Origin of the sequence: Spiroplasma endosymbiont of Nebria brevicollis, assembly GCF_964030895.1 — a bacterium.
GTDB lineage: Bacteria > Bacillota_I > Bacilli_A > Mycoplasmatales > VBWQ01 > Spiroplasma_E.
The window spans coordinates 333,353-349,838 of the sequence record NZ_OZ034986.1; the positions used below are offsets into that span (position 1 = coordinate 333,353).

General features: G+C 28.0%; 19 protein-coding genes. 7 read left to right on the plus strand and 12 right to left on the minus strand.

Annotated features, from left to right (window positions below):
• Nucleotides 1–55: 55 nt before the first annotated feature.
• Nucleotides 56–910, plus strand: a complete 855-nt coding sequence (gene pstB, locus AAHM98_RS01915; protein ID WP_425289599.1) for a phosphate ABC transporter ATP-binding protein PstB — start codon at nucleotides 56–58, stop codon at nucleotides 908–910.
• Nucleotides 911–952: 42 nt separating this feature from the next.
• A complete protein-coding gene (gene phoU / locus AAHM98_RS01920) occupies nucleotides 953–1,645 on the plus strand; it encodes a phosphate signaling complex protein PhoU (protein WP_342276822.1) in 693 nt (230 codons plus the stop codon).
• A gap of 48 nt (nucleotides 1,646–1,693) precedes the next feature.
• Here phoU and AAHM98_RS01925 read toward each other — a convergent pair whose 3' ends face one another.
• From AAHM98_RS01925 to AAHM98_RS08995, 7 genes are all read right to left on the minus strand, one after another.
• Nucleotides 1,694–2,560: a DegV family protein gene (locus AAHM98_RS01925; protein WP_342276823.1), complete on the minus strand. Its 867-nt coding sequence runs from the start codon at nucleotides 2,558–2,560 to the stop codon at nucleotides 1,694–1,696.
• Nucleotides 2,561–3,080: 520 nt separating this feature from the next.
• Nucleotides 3,081–3,506 carry a hypothetical protein gene (locus AAHM98_RS01930; protein ID WP_342276824.1) on the minus strand — a complete coding sequence of 142 codons (426 nt, stop codon included), beginning with the start codon at nucleotides 3,504–3,506 and terminating at the stop codon, nucleotides 3,081–3,083.
• 15 nt (nucleotides 3,507–3,521) lie between these two features.
• Entirely contained in the window at nucleotides 3,522–4,028 is a 507-nt protein-coding gene (locus AAHM98_RS01935) for an ETX/MTX2 family pore-forming toxin (RefSeq protein WP_342277245.1), read from the minus strand.
• A 287-nt stretch (nucleotides 4,029–4,315) separates the two neighbouring features.
• The gene (locus tag AAHM98_RS01940) at nucleotides 4,316–4,576 is read right to left on the minus strand and encodes a hypothetical protein (protein ID WP_342276825.1); all 261 of its coding nucleotides are present in this window, start codon (nucleotides 4,574–4,576) and stop codon (nucleotides 4,316–4,318) included.
• A gap of 102 nt (nucleotides 4,577–4,678) precedes the next feature.
• Complete coding sequence (locus tag AAHM98_RS01945) at nucleotides 4,679–4,879, minus strand: hypothetical protein (RefSeq protein ID WP_342276826.1); 201 nt, start codon at nucleotides 4,877–4,879, stop codon at nucleotides 4,679–4,681.
• Nucleotides 4,880–5,135: 256 nt separating this feature from the next.
• Nucleotides 5,136–5,360 (minus strand): hypothetical protein, encoded by a 225-nt coding sequence (locus tag AAHM98_RS01950; RefSeq protein WP_342276827.1) that lies wholly within the window; start codon nucleotides 5,358–5,360, stop codon nucleotides 5,136–5,138.
• A gap of 212 nt (nucleotides 5,361–5,572) precedes the next feature.
• Nucleotides 5,573–5,704 (minus strand): plasmid recombination protein, encoded by a 132-nt coding sequence (locus AAHM98_RS08995; RefSeq protein WP_425289600.1) that lies wholly within the window; start codon nucleotides 5,702–5,704, stop codon nucleotides 5,573–5,575.
• Nucleotides 5,705–6,013: 309 nt separating this feature from the next.
• Here AAHM98_RS08995 and AAHM98_RS01955 point away from each other — a divergent pair, with 309 nt between their 5' ends.
• From AAHM98_RS01955 to AAHM98_RS01965, 3 genes are read left to right on the plus strand one after another with little or no spacing between them, the layout of a single operon-like run.
• Nucleotides 6,014–6,730, plus strand: a complete 717-nt coding sequence (locus tag AAHM98_RS01955; protein WP_342276828.1) for an ABC transporter ATP-binding protein — start codon at nucleotides 6,014–6,016, stop codon at nucleotides 6,728–6,730.
• Nucleotides 6,717–7,715: a hypothetical protein gene (locus AAHM98_RS01960; RefSeq protein ID WP_342276829.1), complete on the plus strand. Its 999-nt coding sequence runs from the start codon at nucleotides 6,717–6,719 to the stop codon at nucleotides 7,713–7,715. Before AAHM98_RS01955 ends, AAHM98_RS01960 begins: the two co-directional genes overlap by 14 nt.
• Before the next feature lie 6 nt (nucleotides 7,716–7,721).
• Nucleotides 7,722–10,250, plus strand: coding sequence for an endo-beta-N-acetylglucosaminidase (locus AAHM98_RS01965; protein ID WP_342276830.1), 2,529 nt, complete (start codon nucleotides 7,722–7,724; stop codon nucleotides 10,248–10,250).
• 125 nt (nucleotides 10,251–10,375) lie between these two features.
• Here AAHM98_RS01965 and AAHM98_RS01970 read toward each other — a convergent pair whose 3' ends face one another.
• The 5 genes from AAHM98_RS01970 to alsS all read right to left on the minus strand — a co-directional run bounded on the left by AAHM98_RS01970 (nucleotide 10,376) and on the right by alsS (nucleotide 14,765).
• Nucleotides 10,376–10,672, minus strand: coding sequence for a hypothetical protein (locus tag AAHM98_RS01970; RefSeq protein ID WP_342276831.1), 297 nt, complete (start codon nucleotides 10,670–10,672; stop codon nucleotides 10,376–10,378).
• Between the two features lie 116 nt (nucleotides 10,673–10,788).
• A complete protein-coding gene (locus AAHM98_RS01975; protein WP_342276832.1) occupies nucleotides 10,789–11,565 on the minus strand; it encodes a Pr6Pr family membrane protein in 777 nt (258 codons plus the stop codon).
• Between the two features lie 66 nt (nucleotides 11,566–11,631).
• A complete protein-coding gene (locus AAHM98_RS01980) occupies nucleotides 11,632–12,225 on the minus strand; it encodes a hypothetical protein (protein WP_342276833.1) in 594 nt (197 codons plus the stop codon).
• A 112-nt stretch (nucleotides 12,226–12,337) separates the two neighbouring features.
• Nucleotides 12,338–13,060, minus strand: coding sequence for an acetolactate decarboxylase (gene budA, locus AAHM98_RS01985; protein ID WP_342276834.1), 723 nt, complete (start codon nucleotides 13,058–13,060; stop codon nucleotides 12,338–12,340).
• Between the two features lie 19 nt (nucleotides 13,061–13,079).
• Nucleotides 13,080–14,765, minus strand: a complete 1,686-nt coding sequence (gene alsS, locus AAHM98_RS01990) for an acetolactate synthase AlsS (RefSeq protein WP_425289591.1) — start codon at nucleotides 14,763–14,765, stop codon at nucleotides 13,080–13,082.
• Nucleotides 14,766–14,911: 146 nt separating this feature from the next.
• On the opposite strand from alsS, the gene AAHM98_RS01995 reads away from it, so the two are divergent.
• Complete coding sequence (locus tag AAHM98_RS01995; RefSeq protein WP_342276836.1) at nucleotides 14,912–15,718, plus strand: ABC transporter ATP-binding protein; 807 nt, start codon at nucleotides 14,912–14,914, stop codon at nucleotides 15,716–15,718.
• A complete protein-coding gene (locus tag AAHM98_RS02000; protein WP_342276837.1) occupies nucleotides 15,669–16,445 on the plus strand; it encodes a hypothetical protein in 777 nt (258 codons plus the stop codon). Before AAHM98_RS01995 ends, AAHM98_RS02000 begins: the two co-directional genes overlap by 50 nt.
• Nucleotides 16,446–16,486 lie beyond the last annotated feature (41 nt).

The following is a 16,486-nucleotide window of genomic DNA, read 5'->3' on the forward strand; positions in this document are numbered from 1 at the left end:
TAAAATTAAATTCTTATTTAAAAAAATTAAAAATATCTTTAAAAAACAAACAACAATGCCAGTAGTTATTGCACAACCACCAGTAGTTACTAATAGTGCAATCATAAAAACCAAATCATCAAGCAAAAAGGGAAAAGAACTATCGTCAGAAAGCTATGTTTTTAATATCAACAATTTAAATTTCTTTTATAATAATGGTCAAAAACAAGCGTTATTTAACATTAATTTAAATATCATTCGTCACCAAGTCACAGCCTTTATTGGACCCAGTGGTTGTGGAAAATCAACATTACTACGGACATTAAATCGTATGAATGATTTAATTGATGGTATTAAAATTAATGGTGAGGTTATTTTTAATAATCAAAACATTTATGAAAATAAAAAAAATATTATTTTATTGCGTACTAAAGTCGGAATGGTTTTTCAAAAACCTAATCCTTTTCCGATGTCAATTTATGACAATGTCGCATATGGCCCTAGAAACCAAGGTATTAGAAATAAAAAAGTCTTAAACCAAATTGTTGAAGACTCATTAAAAAAGGCAGCTTTATGAGATGAAGTAGCAAAGAACTTGTTTGACTCAGCGTTATCATTATCGGGTGGTCAGCAACAACGTTTATGTATTGCTCGTGCTATTGCTTTAAAGCCTGAGGTATTACTAATGGATGAACCAACTTCGGCACTAGACCCCATTGCTGCTGCTAAAATTGAGGATTTAATGAATGATTTAAAAAATGATTTTACTATTATTATTGTTACCCATTCCATGCAACAAGCAGCACGGATTTCTGACAAAACTGCTTTCTTTTTAAATGGCGAAGTAATAGAATATAATGATACAAAAAAAATCTTTTCACGTCCTAAGGATAAAAGAACTGAGGATTATATTACTGGTAGATTTGGCTAAAAACAACTATAATTAAATTGTGTATTGCAAAGGGGGAAAATAATGAATATTATTAATCGGCGATTTGATTTAGATATTGAAAATTTAAAACAAAATTTATTAAGTTTATTAACAGAAGTTAAAAAAGAACATGAAGATGCACTTGTGGCTATGGAAAATAGTGACTATGATTTTTCTAAAAAAATCATTCAAACTGATAAAGAAATTAGGAATATTGCTGAAAGTTTAACGATTACTGCTGTGTGAAATATTGCGCAGCAAAATCCTTTTGCTCGTGATTTAAGAACTATTATTGGTTATATGAATATCATTCGTGATTTAGAACGTATCTCTAACTATGCCAAAAATATATCGGTCTTTAATGTTAAATATCGTCCTGAAACAAAGTTAACTTCACAATTAGCGGGATTGATGAAAAAAACTTTTACTATGATGGATTTGATTGCGCAAGCGATTGATACGAATGATATTAAAAAAGCATATGAAGCAGCTGAGTTTGATGCATATATTGATGTTCATTTTCGTGGAGCAATGAACAATATTGTTAGTATGTTTAAAAAAAATAAAAATGAAGAACAGTTTTCGCAATATACATCAGCTATGCAACAGTTAAAATATATTGAACGCCTAGGTGATCATTTAGTTAATATTTGTGAAACCATTGTTTATATTATTAAAGGTAAATTTTATGATTTATCAACAACTTTATACGTTCCACCTGTTAAAAAGGGATAGTGTATTTAAAAACGGAAAGTTAAACTTTCCGTTTTTAATATAGTTGGTTTATACTTCTGTTATTCATTGATTGGGAAGTAGAGTGAAACCAATTGTATTGTTGCCAGTATGAGTTTTTAAAATGTTACATAGTGGTTCAATCTTATATTTAGTAAATCCTAATTGTTGCACTTTACTAATCGCAATATCAAGAATTTTTTTATCACATCAACCATCAATAATATAAATAGTTTCTTTGGTTGCATTTTTAATATTAGTAATAGTTTCCAGTATCTTATCCATGGCCCCACTTAACGTTCTAACTGTTTTAGTCATGATAATTTGTTCTTTACATTTCAAGATAGGTTTAAATTTTAGAATATTTCCCATCAGTGCTTTCGCTTTTGGTAATCTGCCACCGCGAGATAAAAATTTTAAGTCATTAGGGGCGATGAAACATTCGTAGTTTTTACGAAATTCAGTTAATGCTTTTAAAATATCATCAATGCTTTTTTGTTCTTTGGCTAATTTTAGGGCGATCAGTGACATATATTTTAGGGGCAGCATAGCAGCACCAGTTTCTAAAACATGAACTTTATCTTTAAAATTATCTTCTGTTTGTAAGACCATAGCACTTTTATATTGACCTGAAGCATTATCAGCAATTGGTAAAAATAAAATTTTGTCGTATTTAGTCAGTGCCTGTTCTCAATATTGAGCAAGGACAGCGCGATTAGTTTGACTAGTTTTTAAATGAGCGTGTTCTTTAATCATTTTTTGAAATATAGAGTCACTATCAATTTGTTTATTATCATCTTCATAAACTAAGCCTTTAGGGTCACTGATAATTAACGGAACAACTGTTAGTTTAGGATATTTTTTCATTTCTTCAAGTGAAAATCCAGTTGATGAATCTGTTATTATACCAATTTTCATATTTTTACTCCTAACATTTTTCAAAATAAATTATAGTAAAATTATAACAAATTTATTAATCAATATATTATTTTGTTTATATTACGATAAGAGACTTGTTGCATTGTCGTTATCTTATTGGATAACTTAAATTAAAAAAATGAAAGACCTAAAATTCAATAAAATCAAATTTTAGGTCATATTGATACCTTTTTTGTTTTTCACTATTTTTTTAAAAATTAAAGTAATTATCTTCAAAAATAAACTAAGTGTGGTATGGTTTTTGACAAATAATAAAACTATCGTTTTCCAATAGATATATCTGATCTAATAAATACTTTACCAATAAAAAAAGCAATATTATAAACAACATCTTTTTGTAACAATTCTCCTGGCATTATAATCTTAATTTCTTTTTCACTATATATTTGGCATATTTTAAATTGTATGTTTTTATTCAGTGTTATGCTTAAATTTTTTGCGTCTATGCCCAAGTAACTTGTATTATGAGCTCATGAAATAGAATCGTTAAAAGTTGTTGCTAGTAGATGATTAGTACTATTAAATTCTTTAGTAAAAGTAATATCTTTTTTATCAATATATGGTAATGCTTTATTTTTAAAACATTAGTAACAAATGTTTTAGCATTAGCAAAAACAAAATTATTATTGTCAAATAAATTATCAAAAGCAATATTGTTAAAATTTAATTCTTTATAATTATGCTTATCATAGTCACTTGTTAAATTTGTATCAATATTAAAACTAACTTCATTATTTTGGTTTACACCATATTCTTGAACAATTTTACTTTCACCAAACTCATCATATAAATTAAGTTTAGAAGCAATATTCGTATCTAAAAATGAGATTTTATCTGTTTGATTACTACATGCTTGGCAACTAACAATAGTTAGTAATGATAAACTAAGTAGTGGAATTATTGATAATATTTTTCTAATTTTCATTATTTTACCCCCTTATTAATTTTCAATTGGCGTTGAAGGACCAAAATCTATTTCATGATAACTGCCAGCACCTGTCCCTCAACATTCTAATGCACCCTCAAAATGAATACTGTCATCTTTATTTACTGTAATTGATTTAGGACAATCTGGTCAATAAGTTTTATAACCTTGAAAATAAGAATATAATGTTTGACCTAAAGGAAAAGTATCATTTCAGACTGCTTTGTTACCAGTTTCTAAATTTGTAACATTACATGTTCCTGACACTGTTCCAGAAATATCTGCACTTATGCTAACTTTTTGTTTCATTTGTACTTGACTTCAATATGCTTTTGCTATTATTTGCGAATGTGGTGGTACTTTTATTTCTTGTGCGGGAATAGTAAACTTTTGACTGTTTCTTTCTGTTTTTTCAATAGTGCCACTTAAACTAATTTTAATTTTTGCATCAAAAAAAATAAAATTAGCATCACTTTCTAATGATACACCAGCAGTGACAGCAGTACGATATTGACTTTGAATTGTTAGACAGTACTATTAAAAGTACTTTATTTAATAGCATAGTTTTTATCACCCCTTTTAAAAATCTATAACCTTTTTTAAACTATTTATTATTAAATATTAAGTTTTATCAAAAGATTAAAACCATTATATAACAGCAAAAAATGAAAAGCAATATAAATATTAAGTACGTTCTTTAAGTAAATCAATAAGATTAATGGCATTAACCTTAGCAATATGGATATCTAACATTTTAGAATAAATATCTTTACTAAAGACTTTAGATGTAATATTTAGTTGTTGGGTTGTTAATAATAAATTAATGTTAATTTTTTTTCCAAATTTTCAATTTTTTGTTCTAGGATACTAAACTTCTCATTAGCAATTTTTACAAATAATTCTTTATCTTTTTGTAGAAGTTGTAATTGATATTTAGTATTGAATAAATCCGTTTTAAGAGTATTATTTTCTTGTTGTAAACTTTCAATATTCTCATTAATTTGTAAAAATGCGTTTAGTTCCAATGTTATAGAATAAGCGTTATAGGGATTAGATACAATTATTTTCATTAGTTTAGTTTCTTCAGGAATTACAATAGGATTTTTTTATAATCATATCAAAGACCTATGATTTGATTAGGTAAAATATGTTTTAAATATATAGGCCTAATGTTATTGGGTTTTATAATTTATATTTGTCGTTCCTATGTCATGATTACTTTTTGTTGTAGATAATAACTGAACAGTAATATATTTTGCATGAGTTTTTATAACAATTCCAGGTTGTTTACTTTGGACACCATTATGTTCATCTCCTGGAATACAAACAATAACACCTGTTCCTTTTCAAAGTTCCCATCATTTTTTTCTCATAAATAAATACTCCTATTTTTTTGACATTAATTATTAAATATGATATTATTAGTGTGTAGTAAGATATTAGTTTATCTTGCGAGGGAGATTAGCTCCCCAGTTGGTGGTTAGTATTAACCATTCAGTATTCAGAACCTTATGGTTCTTTTTTATTTTTACTTTATTAGTTAGTGAAATCTTGGGTTGTAGATTTATTTTACAATGAACAAGTTAAATATTGATTTTATTATTTGTATTGTGTATTTAAAAAATATATTTATCTATTTGGTAAATGTTGTTTTAACACTAACATAATTGGTGCTAAATTTGATTGTAAACTCTCTGCTTTTGCTTTTCATGCTGAAATCTGTTCTTGACATTTAGCCTTTTCATCATTATTTTTACTTAGATTTATTGATAAGTGATATTTCTGCACATTATCTAAAGCATTACTTCATGCTTGAATTAAACCACGTTGTTCACTAGTAATGTCTAGTAACAAGTACTTTTGGATTAACTTTTTTTTGATTTTGTAAATTGTCATAAATAGTTTTATGAATTAGATTTTCACTATGTAATTTCAGCGTTTGTTGGTTCATTAACAATCTTTGTTCTAAATGTCATTGCTTGAATTCCTTATTAGTGACACCAGTTTGTGATTTTGGTTTATATCGTTCAATCGATATTATCGTATGACCAATCTCAAAATGACCGTTAGCGATTACTTAAGTCTTTACGATTAGCAAATAACTTGGTATGTTGCATTTTATTTTTATCAGTTAAGAGAAATGAATAAAAGTGAATATGTACATTTCTTTCATCTAAATGGACAACTGCTCCTACGATACCATTAGCATTATTTAGTTTTGATTGTTGTTACATAATATCTTCGTTAATAACTTCATTCGCTCAATGGGATTGTCAATACAAACGTAATGATTTAATTAAAATTTACACTATTTTTTCTTTAAAGGAACAGTGGGTATCGTATAAGGGTTTTGAAACTGAACTTTTTTAAAGACTAAAGACATAATACTTTAGAAGTAACTTTATTATCTTCTCTAACCTTAACATGTATCCCATCAATCATTCTATCTATTGTAAAATTAAATTATAATTGTATTTTTATTTATTTTGCGTATAATCATCTTTACTATGAAAAAAATAATTGAAATCTCTTCCCTAACTAAACGCATTAAAAAATTAGTCATCATTAATAACATTAATCTTGATATTTTTCGTGGTGAACGAGTTGCTATCCTAGGTGCTAATGGTTCTGGTAAAACAACGCTGATTGAATTAATAGCTAATATAACTCCGCCAAGTACAGGTACTATTAAAATCTTTAGTGACCAAGAAAAATTAAAACGGATTGGGTTGCAATTTCAAGAAGGATATTGACCGAAAGGTGTAACTCCCAAATCAATCATTAAATATTATGTGGGACGAAAAGTTTGAAAGACCCAACCTGTCACTAACCTCATTAATATTTTTGACATTGCTAGCATTATTAATAAAGATTTAAATAATTTATCAGGTGGTGAAAAACAACGTTTTAATGCCATGTTGTCGATTATTAATGCTCCTGAAATTTTAATCTTAGATGAGTTAATTACTGGTTTAGATTTGAAAATGCAAGTTAAATTAATTAATTTTTTCAAAACTTACTTGCAAGATAATAACAAAACTTTGCTAATGATTTCCCATATTCCTGAGGAAGTTGAAGCATTATGCCAACGTGTAATTCTACTAGAAAAAGGCAATATCATCCACGATAAATCCTTAACAGAAATTCAAAAAGAATTTGGTACAGTTCGTAAATTTATGCGTACATATTATGAGATGCAGGAGGTTGACAATGAAAATACTTAGTAAGTTGAAAAAATCTAAACCAGAAACCAATAACCAACAAGTGAATGGTAGTGATAATTCAGAAATTAAAACCAAAAAATTTACTTTGCCCATCTTGCGTTGACCACAATTCAAGAAAGACTATAAAGAGTTTAATATTTTCTTAGGTAAAAACTTAAGTTTGTTATTGGCTTCCATTTTTAAAAATTTACGAACATATATTTATGTTTATGTAATTCCCATTGCCTTATTATTAATTATTTATACCTTCCAATCATTTGGTGGTATTAATAAATTGTTACCTCCCATTGTTGCTGGTTATTTGTTAATTCCTGGGTTTGGAATTACCATCTTGCTTAATACTTTAATCTCAGAATGAAAAGCTTCCATCTTTTTAAAACGAATTCATATTATTGGGACAAGTAAATATCAATTTATTTTATCAATTTGAATTGTTGGTTATTTACTTGGAATGTCTTCAATATTTTTAGGTTCATGTCTGATGTTAGGAATAGCACCTTTAATTAGTAGTACTAGTAATGTTTTTCTAGAAACTTTTAGTTTCTTTAGTTATGGGAGTGCTAGTGAGGTATTTGTATCGTGATTTGGTTTTTTTATTGCTGCTAGTATTGTTACTTTGTCAGGAATTGGAATTGCTACTCTAATTGCTGGTGCTTTTAAAAATTTATCATTGTGTCAAAGTTTAACCATTTTAATAATCTGTGCTTGTATTATGCTATCAGATTTATTTTTAAGTCCCACAATTACTTCTAAGTCCTCATTTGTGGTTTATATTAGTTATTTAATTCCTCAAAAATATGGCGTATGGACAGTGTTTTATAGTTCCTCAGTAGGTAATATTAATTACTTTATTGATAACCCTACTTCCAAGTTAGCAACTATTAGCTTTGCTAACATTTATGGCCCATTATTTGGTGGAATCACTTATTGCATTGGTTTATACATTGCTTCATTATTCACGTTTAATTGAAACAATCGAGGTTAGAAAATTATGAAAAAGAAAATTTATGCGCTATTAGGAGTTAGCATTTTAACTGCCCCTGCCTTGACTATTAGTTGTGCTTTTGATTTTTTAGGGATTGATTTAAGTACATTACCTAATTATGACTGAAGTCTTGAAGAACCTTACGGTTCTAATTACCAAAAAGTTGTTAATGAAGCAAATAATGTCACTAATATGGGTAATATTAATATTAAACATAATCAGCGTTATCTTGATTATCATAATTTTAATACTGGTTTCAAAAATGATACGGGCATTAAAAAACAAGCAGTTACTGGTATCCCATTAAACTCAGCATTTTTACCTAATGGTAACGAGCGAAAAGATTTTGGTGAAACTGATAAAAATAAAATGTTTGAACCGATTAATAGTATTCTTGATTGAAGTCCTGCTACTGACCATGATGCTAAATATAACCAAAGTGATGTTCCATTACTTGCGACTAAAAAAGTTGCTGCCAAATGAGTTAATAGCCAAAATGAAAACCTCAAGACACTTGACTTAGGGTTAAGCGTTAAAACAACTAGTGGTGCTAATACCATAGTTGGTACGAAACGTACTTTTGATTATAACTTTAATAATTGACAATATGTTGATACTTTTGTTGCATGAGCTGGTGCAATTAATGAAGGGATTATTGTCCCTCCTGCTGCTGATGATATTAACCAAGCCCATATTAATGGCACAAGAATTTTGGGAACCATTTTCCTAGATGGTTTTCATGGTTTAAGTAAAAGTGATTTAAAAGATTATGTTAAAACTGACAACAATGGTAATTACTTAATTGTTGATGTGTTAATTAACATGGCTAAATATATGGGATTTGATGGTTGAATTTATAATAATGAACCTAATGGTGGTTCACCCAATGGTTTAGTTATGGATAGTCAAAACTCGATCAATATTGTCCGACAGTTTACAAACAAAACTAAAAATAGTAGTGATGAATCGATTAAAAACTTACAAATGATTACTTATAAAAATGATGGTAATCTAAAATATCTATCTAATGGTAAACTCTTAGATAGCGAAGCTGATAATTTATCAAAAGCTGCTACTGGTCGTTTTTTACAAGATTTCTATACTTATCCTAATGATAGTGCCCAGTGAAATGCTAATCATCGGCAATATAACAAGTTTGATACGTACAATTTATACAATCTTGGTGGTTGAGTAGGGGGTCAAATTTTTTACAATAAAACACGAATGGGAACTCGTAATATTAATGAGTTAACACAAGAACATTTTGACAGTGCTGGCAATCGTTATCATGACCCGATTCAAGAACAAAATGATTATCAAAACAATAAATGAACATTTAGTGGTCAAGATATTAATTCCATAAGTATGTTTGCTTCAACAACTCCTGTTGATTTGGCACGTATGTATTTAGAAAATTTAGGTCATCCAATTACCATCGCTGATGATACATATGCCACAGTTTATGCTAACTATCTTGATGATATGGTTTATACTGGTCACAATCGTCATTTAAGTAATGATGATAAAGGCACTACTTCATGATTACCAAAAACTGATGTTAGTAGTTTAAGTTATGGTATTGGGGATAAGGAATTAGAAAATACAGTTTTATTTGATAATGTTGTTCATGCTTTACAACAATTTAAAACTAACTTTTCGACAGGTAACGGTCAAATCTTTGTAAATGATGATGGTAAACAAATTAATAATTATCCTTGAAATAATCGCCGCCTTGCTGATACGACACCTACCTACAAATGAGATATTAAAGATAGCACTACTAATGATAATGATAAAAATATCTTTGGTTTTTATGATTACTATCATGCTTATCGTAAAGGTAATGCGTTAGCATTAGGTGGTGGTTTTGATCAAAATGGTAAAATTTTACCTGTTAAATTTAATAGTGAAAAACAATGAAATATTATGGGTACTAACTATAGTAATAATAAAAAAATTATTAATTGAAAATACAAAGTTAGTGGTAATCATAATAGTGATTTTGATGTCAACTTAGGAGTTACTTTTGATGATGGTAGTTATCATTCATTAGCACCTGTTAATAGTGATGATGGTAACTGCTGAGTTAGTATGACTGTCAACTTAGATTCTTTAACAATCCCTACTAATACTAAGATTGCTAAATTAGGATTAGATATTAAACCTCATAATCGTATTACAACAACACCTGTTACTTTTGATGTTGGTGAGTTACGAATTAATTGTCCTGATAGTGTCAGTAATAGTAAAGATGACATTATTCCACCAATTAAGAAACTTGCTAGTGAGTATGCTATTACTCGTGATAATTTAACAAGTGTTAGATTAAACTGAGATGTTAATCCCATTAATAAAGAAAATATTGATTATTATGAAATTTATTTACAACAAGATGGTAACTACTACCGTTTAGGTGAAACTACTAGTTGTAATTATTATGTTAAAAATTTAACATTAAATAGTGGTAGTAAAATTATTATTAAAAGTGTTAACAAATATAGTAGTGATGGTTATCAAAGTTGAGATATTGTTTAATTATCTGGTTAATGCTTGAGAGTGTAGCAAGTATTAAATTAAAATGCTTTTTAAGAAGGTACTTTAGTTTAATTCAAAATATAACATTCAATAGACAAAAACGCTCTAATTGGCGTTTTCTTGTATTAGTTAATTTTTAATGACAAAGGCTTGGAGTAATTATGTTCTTCCTTGATATTTTCAACTTCTTCTTCATATTCAATAATTTTATCAAATATTTCTATTTCTCATGCTTTAAAACCATATTTATTATTACTTTCTTCTATTTTTGATACTTCTGGTATTTCTAAATTTTCATTTGTAATAGTATCTTTTAATTTTACTTCTTTAAAGGTCAAACTATGGCTTTTAAGTACCTCATTAAAACCATTGAGAATTAAAATTTCTTCATTTGTTAATTTTTCTTGACTTCTTGTAAGCATTGTTTTCTATTCTCCTTTTCAAAATGAAAACCTATTTACTTTAAAATAAAGCAATAGGTTAAAAACTATATTTAGTTTATAGATAGTATAGAAAAGAAAAACAAATTTGTCTATAGTTATTGATTATTTTTATTTACTTGACGATAAGTAAATGTGTTAAATAAAGTAGAAATCCCAACAACAATTAACGTAATAAAGACTGCAGCAATTAGTAATCATACCACACCTGGTATGCCAAATGAAGACTTATGAATATTTAAAAAGAAATATTGATAAGCTCATACCTTGCCAGCTTTATGACGAAACTCCCCACGAATTAACATTATTACTGCTCAAATAAGAGGATAAGCATAATATCTTCATAAATATTTTTTTCAAAATAGTTTTGTTGGTAAGACAGATGCTTGATCACGTTTCATAAAAAATACAAAATAAATTACTGTTACTACTGGACAAACCATATGTTGAATAACATTAGTAAATCATCCATAAAAACCGTGAATATCTTTGTGCAAAGCAGGTAATAACATAGTGTTAAAAATAATCCCAGTAATAGCAATAAAAGTAGTTATTCCTAATGTCATATAATGACCAAATCAGCGACTATCAGCTTTACCTTCACGATTATGAAATATTGCACCAAACACAAATCATAAGGCCACTAAAATATTGGTTTGAATGGTAAAGAATGATAAGTAATTTAAACTAAAATCACCTTTATCTTGTGTAAACCAACTTCAATTAACAGCATCATTTTTTTGCGAATCATTAACTGGAATACCATTGATAATGGGAGATAGTCATCCATATAATAAAGTAATAGTAAATAGGAAACCAAATCCTAATTTAAAATAAAACCTTCAATCTTTGAAGATTGTTGTGTCTTTAAACATAATACTCCTTCTTTCTTTTAATGTCACACTTATATTAAGTATAACACTTATTAATTATATTATTTACTACATGGCGTTATGATGAATATTTTGTGTTTGATAATTAACTGTTGATGCAAAGTTATTAATAGCATTTTCATTAAAATTATGTTGGTAATGATTATTAAGGCCATTAGTTGCTGTTTTCTGATTTTTTGGTTTTTGACAGGGTTTATCATTATTCATTTTATTATGACACTTATCAAATAATTTTTTTAAACAATGTAGTGGTTTTAAAATATTAATATGATGTTTAATACCATGGTTTAAAATATTAGTAACAGTAAAACGATGATGATTATGGTTAAATAAATAACAATAATTAATGTCAGCTATTCAATTAATCATTTGTTGATTATTTTGATTAAGTACAGCAACTTCATACTTAAATTGTAAAAATAACAAAGCATCCTCAATGTTTTTACCTTTTTTTACTAAATGATAATTATAGTTGCTACTTTTAGTAACCACAGTATTTTGTAGTAATATTTTAAGATGATAATTAATGACTTTTTGTACAATAGGTTTTACTTTTTTTAATTTTAAAATAATAATTACTGTTATAAAACCAATAAGCGCTCAAACACCACTAATAATTAATACTACTGTTCATCAATTCATATTTAACTCCTATTACAAATTTATTTAAATAAAACAAAGACTACCTACCTTGTTTTAACACGCTAAGCAATCTTTCCATATTATTATTCTAACATATAGTTTTATATAATCATTACTTTCTTTGTGATTCTGCTTGTTTAATTGCATCTTGTAAATCATTCTCAGCAATCTCATATTGTAAATAGCTATTACTTGTTGGTAATTGTAATTCCATATTATTTAAATAGCTAATTTCAATATTAATTTTGTTACTAATTATATTAAAAACATGACCGCCTTGCGTTTTAGAAGAACTAATAAAATGACTATGAAAACCAGAAACACCGATCGCACTAGCAAATTTAGGAGTTCAAAATCCGACAATATCACCACTGACATTGTTCATAGTCATTACTGTTTGGTCTTTAGTTGCTGCTAGTAATGATGGGAAGGGGGTTGTTTGTTTTGTAACTGTTCTGACCATAACTTGTTGAAAACTACCAGTAATTTTATAAGCATAAAAAAGATTAGGTGATGGTAATGATTGCATGATTTTAGTTTCTAATTGTTCATATGTAAGATTATCACAAGCAATTTTGATATTACTTTTGAATCACGTTAATGATGCAAATGGAGATGTCATATCATCAGTTACTGTTTTCACTTGTCCTGAATTTAACATTTGATAAGCTTTACCATCTAAGATAATTAATTCACCATCAACACGATCAAAAGTACCAATGCCAAAATCACCCTTTGCTAATAATGCTTTAAAACTAATTGATCCATAAAAATCCTTACCCATGAGCGCAGAAATAGTGGAATATTGATAAAAACTATGATATTTTTTTTCCATAACTAACAACTCTTTCATGCTAATAAATTTGATTTTCTAACATGGTTTGTCCTAAACCAATATTATCACTATAATCAATAACAATATCAACAATGACTGGGGTTTGATAACTTAATGCTTGCTTTAAAACATCTGCTAATTGTTCTTGTTTCTCAACACGTAAACCAATAGCACCAAAACTCTGCGCATATTTGACAAAATCAACAGGACCTAAATCAACACCTGATGTTCGTTTATATTTCATAATTTGTTGAAATGCCACCATATCATATTTCCCATCATTTCAAATTAAATGGACAATCGGTAACTTTAATCGCACTGCTGTTTCTAATTCCATGGCTGAAAATAAAAATCCCCCATCACCTGACATTGATACCACTTGTTGATTTGGTCGTACTAATGCAGCACCAATGGCTCATGGTAATGCTACTCCTAATGTTTGCATACCATTAGAAAATAATAATGTTCGTGGTTTATAACTACGAAAGTAGCGAGCCATTCAAATATAATGCGAACCAACATCACAAGTAACAGTAACACTATCATCAATCATACTACGTAAAGTATTAATTAAAAATAAGGGATGAACCTTAGCATCTTTTTTCTCTATTATTTGTTGATTATCATTTAACTTAGTTTGTAATTTGCTTAAAAATAATAGTTTTTCTTTGCTTAGTTTTAAACCTTTAAATTGTTCCTTAAAAGTTTTTAATGTTAAACTAATATTACCAATAATTTCTAATACTGGTTGATAAAAATTATCAATATCACTAATTACTTCATCAATGTTAATTACTGGTGTTAAATTTTTATTTCAAATACGTGGATAGTATTCAATAGGATCATAACCAATGGTTATGATTAAGTCAGCATTATTTAATAACTCATCACCTGGTTGATTTTTAAATAAACCTAACCGTCCATAGAAATTGCTTTCTAATTTACGCGTGATGATTCCTGCTGCTTGAAATGTTTCTACTACTGGAAAACTATGGTTACGTAAAATGTTACCAATTTCTGTTGTGACACTAGTACTAGAAGCACGCATTCCTAACAAAAAGACAGGTAAGCGAGCAGCGTTTATTTTGTTAATTAATTCTTTAATTGTTTCATTTGTCGGAATTCCTAATTTGGGTTTGCTAGTAATTGCAGCAATTGCCTGTACTGCTACTGGTGAGGTAATAATATCAGCAGGTAATGAAACAAAACTAGCACCAGGTATCCCATTTTCAGCACTACGAAAAGCATTAGTAATAGTTTCTGAAATATTATCTTGATGAATAACCTCTTTAGAAAACTTAGTAATTGGTGCAAACAAAGCAGCATTGTCCATTGATTGATGTGTCCGTTTTAAACGGTCTTGTCGTTGTACATTCCCAGCAATGGCAACAATGGGGTCACCTTCAGCATTAGCTGTTACTAACCCTGTAGCTAAGTTAGAAGCACCAGGTCCTGAGGTTACTAATACAACTCCTGCCTTACCGGTAATTCTACCCATGGCTGTTGCCATAAAGGCAGCATTTTGTTCATGTCTGGCCACAATTAATTGTGGACCACGGTCATTTAAAACATCAAACACTTTATCAAGTTTAGCACCAGGAATGCCAAAAATATATTTAACTCCTTGATTAATTAACGTGTCAACTACTAAATCAGCACCAGTTTTTATGATATCTTTTTTCATATGTTGTTTCTCCTTATACATTATATCTTTTACTAATAAAATCTTAACACTAAATAAATCATTCTTATGAAAAAATATCAAAAACTGATTGTAAAAGAATTAAGAATTTAGCTAATAATTATGATAAGATTATAAAGATTTATCCATTTAGAAAGGAACATTTATTTATGACTAAAAATGAAAAAAATAATGTCGAAATCATTAATGTTTCTAAAAGTTATAACAAAAATGTTGTAATTAAAAACATTAGTTTGGACATTCCCATTGGTTCACGAATTGGGATTGTTGGTCCAAATGGAACAGGAAAAACTACGCTTTGTGAAATTATTTCGCAATTACGAGCACCTACTAGTGGTATTATTAATATTAAAGATGATTTAAAACTTGGAATGCAGTTACAAGAAACTAAATATCCCCGTGGTGTTACTGGTTGAGACATGGCTCAATTTTATTTGCGTGCTTATCGTTTAAACAAATCAATTCAAGATATTCAAAAATTATTATATTATTTAGATGCCGAAGAATTTATTAATAAACCGATTATTACGTTATCAGGAGGACAGCAGCAAAAGATTAATATTTTATTAGCATTAATTGTTGAACCAGAATTATTAATATTAGATGAATTGGCCACTGGTTTGGATTTGGAAGTTCGCGAACGGATTTATGAATTACTAGAAAAAGAAGTTTTTATTGATTCTGATTTATCAGTTTTAATTGTTTCGCACAATATGCAAGAAATTGAGCGTTTCTGTCAACAAGTTATTTTTATGTTTGAAGGTGCAATTATTAGTATTAATGATGTCAAAACTATTGTTAAAGAATATGGTAGTGTTGAAGAATATGTTAAAACTAAATTTAAAGAATATAAAATTGGTATGTATGATACTGAAGAATTAGCAAAACGATTAGGAGGTGGTAGTAATGAAAAATGAGCTAAATCATGAAAAAAACATCTTAAAAAGCAAAATTAATGACTGAGCAGTTATTAATTTATTTATTAGTTATTTAAAAAGTAATCGTTCTATTATTTTATTTTCCGTTTTAATTTCACCATTAATTTTTATTGCCGCTTCAATTTGAGGTAATAATTTGATGTTAGCATCACCTAGTGGAAAGAGTATTGGGCGAATTGTGTTAATGATTATTTGATTAACACAAACTGCTTCATTGTCAATTCAAACTTTTTTAGCAATTTTATTAGATTTAAAACAGAGTGTTGTTTATCGTCGAATTGGATTAACACGTATTAGTAAAAATAAATTTATTATTATGTCTTCATTATTTAACTTAGCATTAATTTTAATTTCTGATATTATTATTTTTATTGGAGTAATCATTGTGGGGTATGCTGTTCCATTATCACCAATGTTATCATCAATCTTTAGTTGACAATTATTAATCATTATATTATTTACGTTAGTATTATCAATTACTATTACTATTGTTGCCTTGTTAATGTCAGTGCTTATTAAAAGTCGTACTGGACAAGCTATTGCTAGTTTATTTACTAGTTTATTAATTGTTGCCCCTTTAATTGTTTTAACTTATTTTTTAAGTGGCATTGTTAGTTCTAATTTTGTTGATACGATTGGTGTCGGTGGCGTTATTGGTATTTTTGTTGGTGCCTTTCTTGTTATTAATGTAATAAGTTGTGTTATTTATTTCTTAACATGAAAACTATTTAAATGATTTGATTAAATTATTAATGCAATAACAATACTTTATTTAAAATTTTCCTT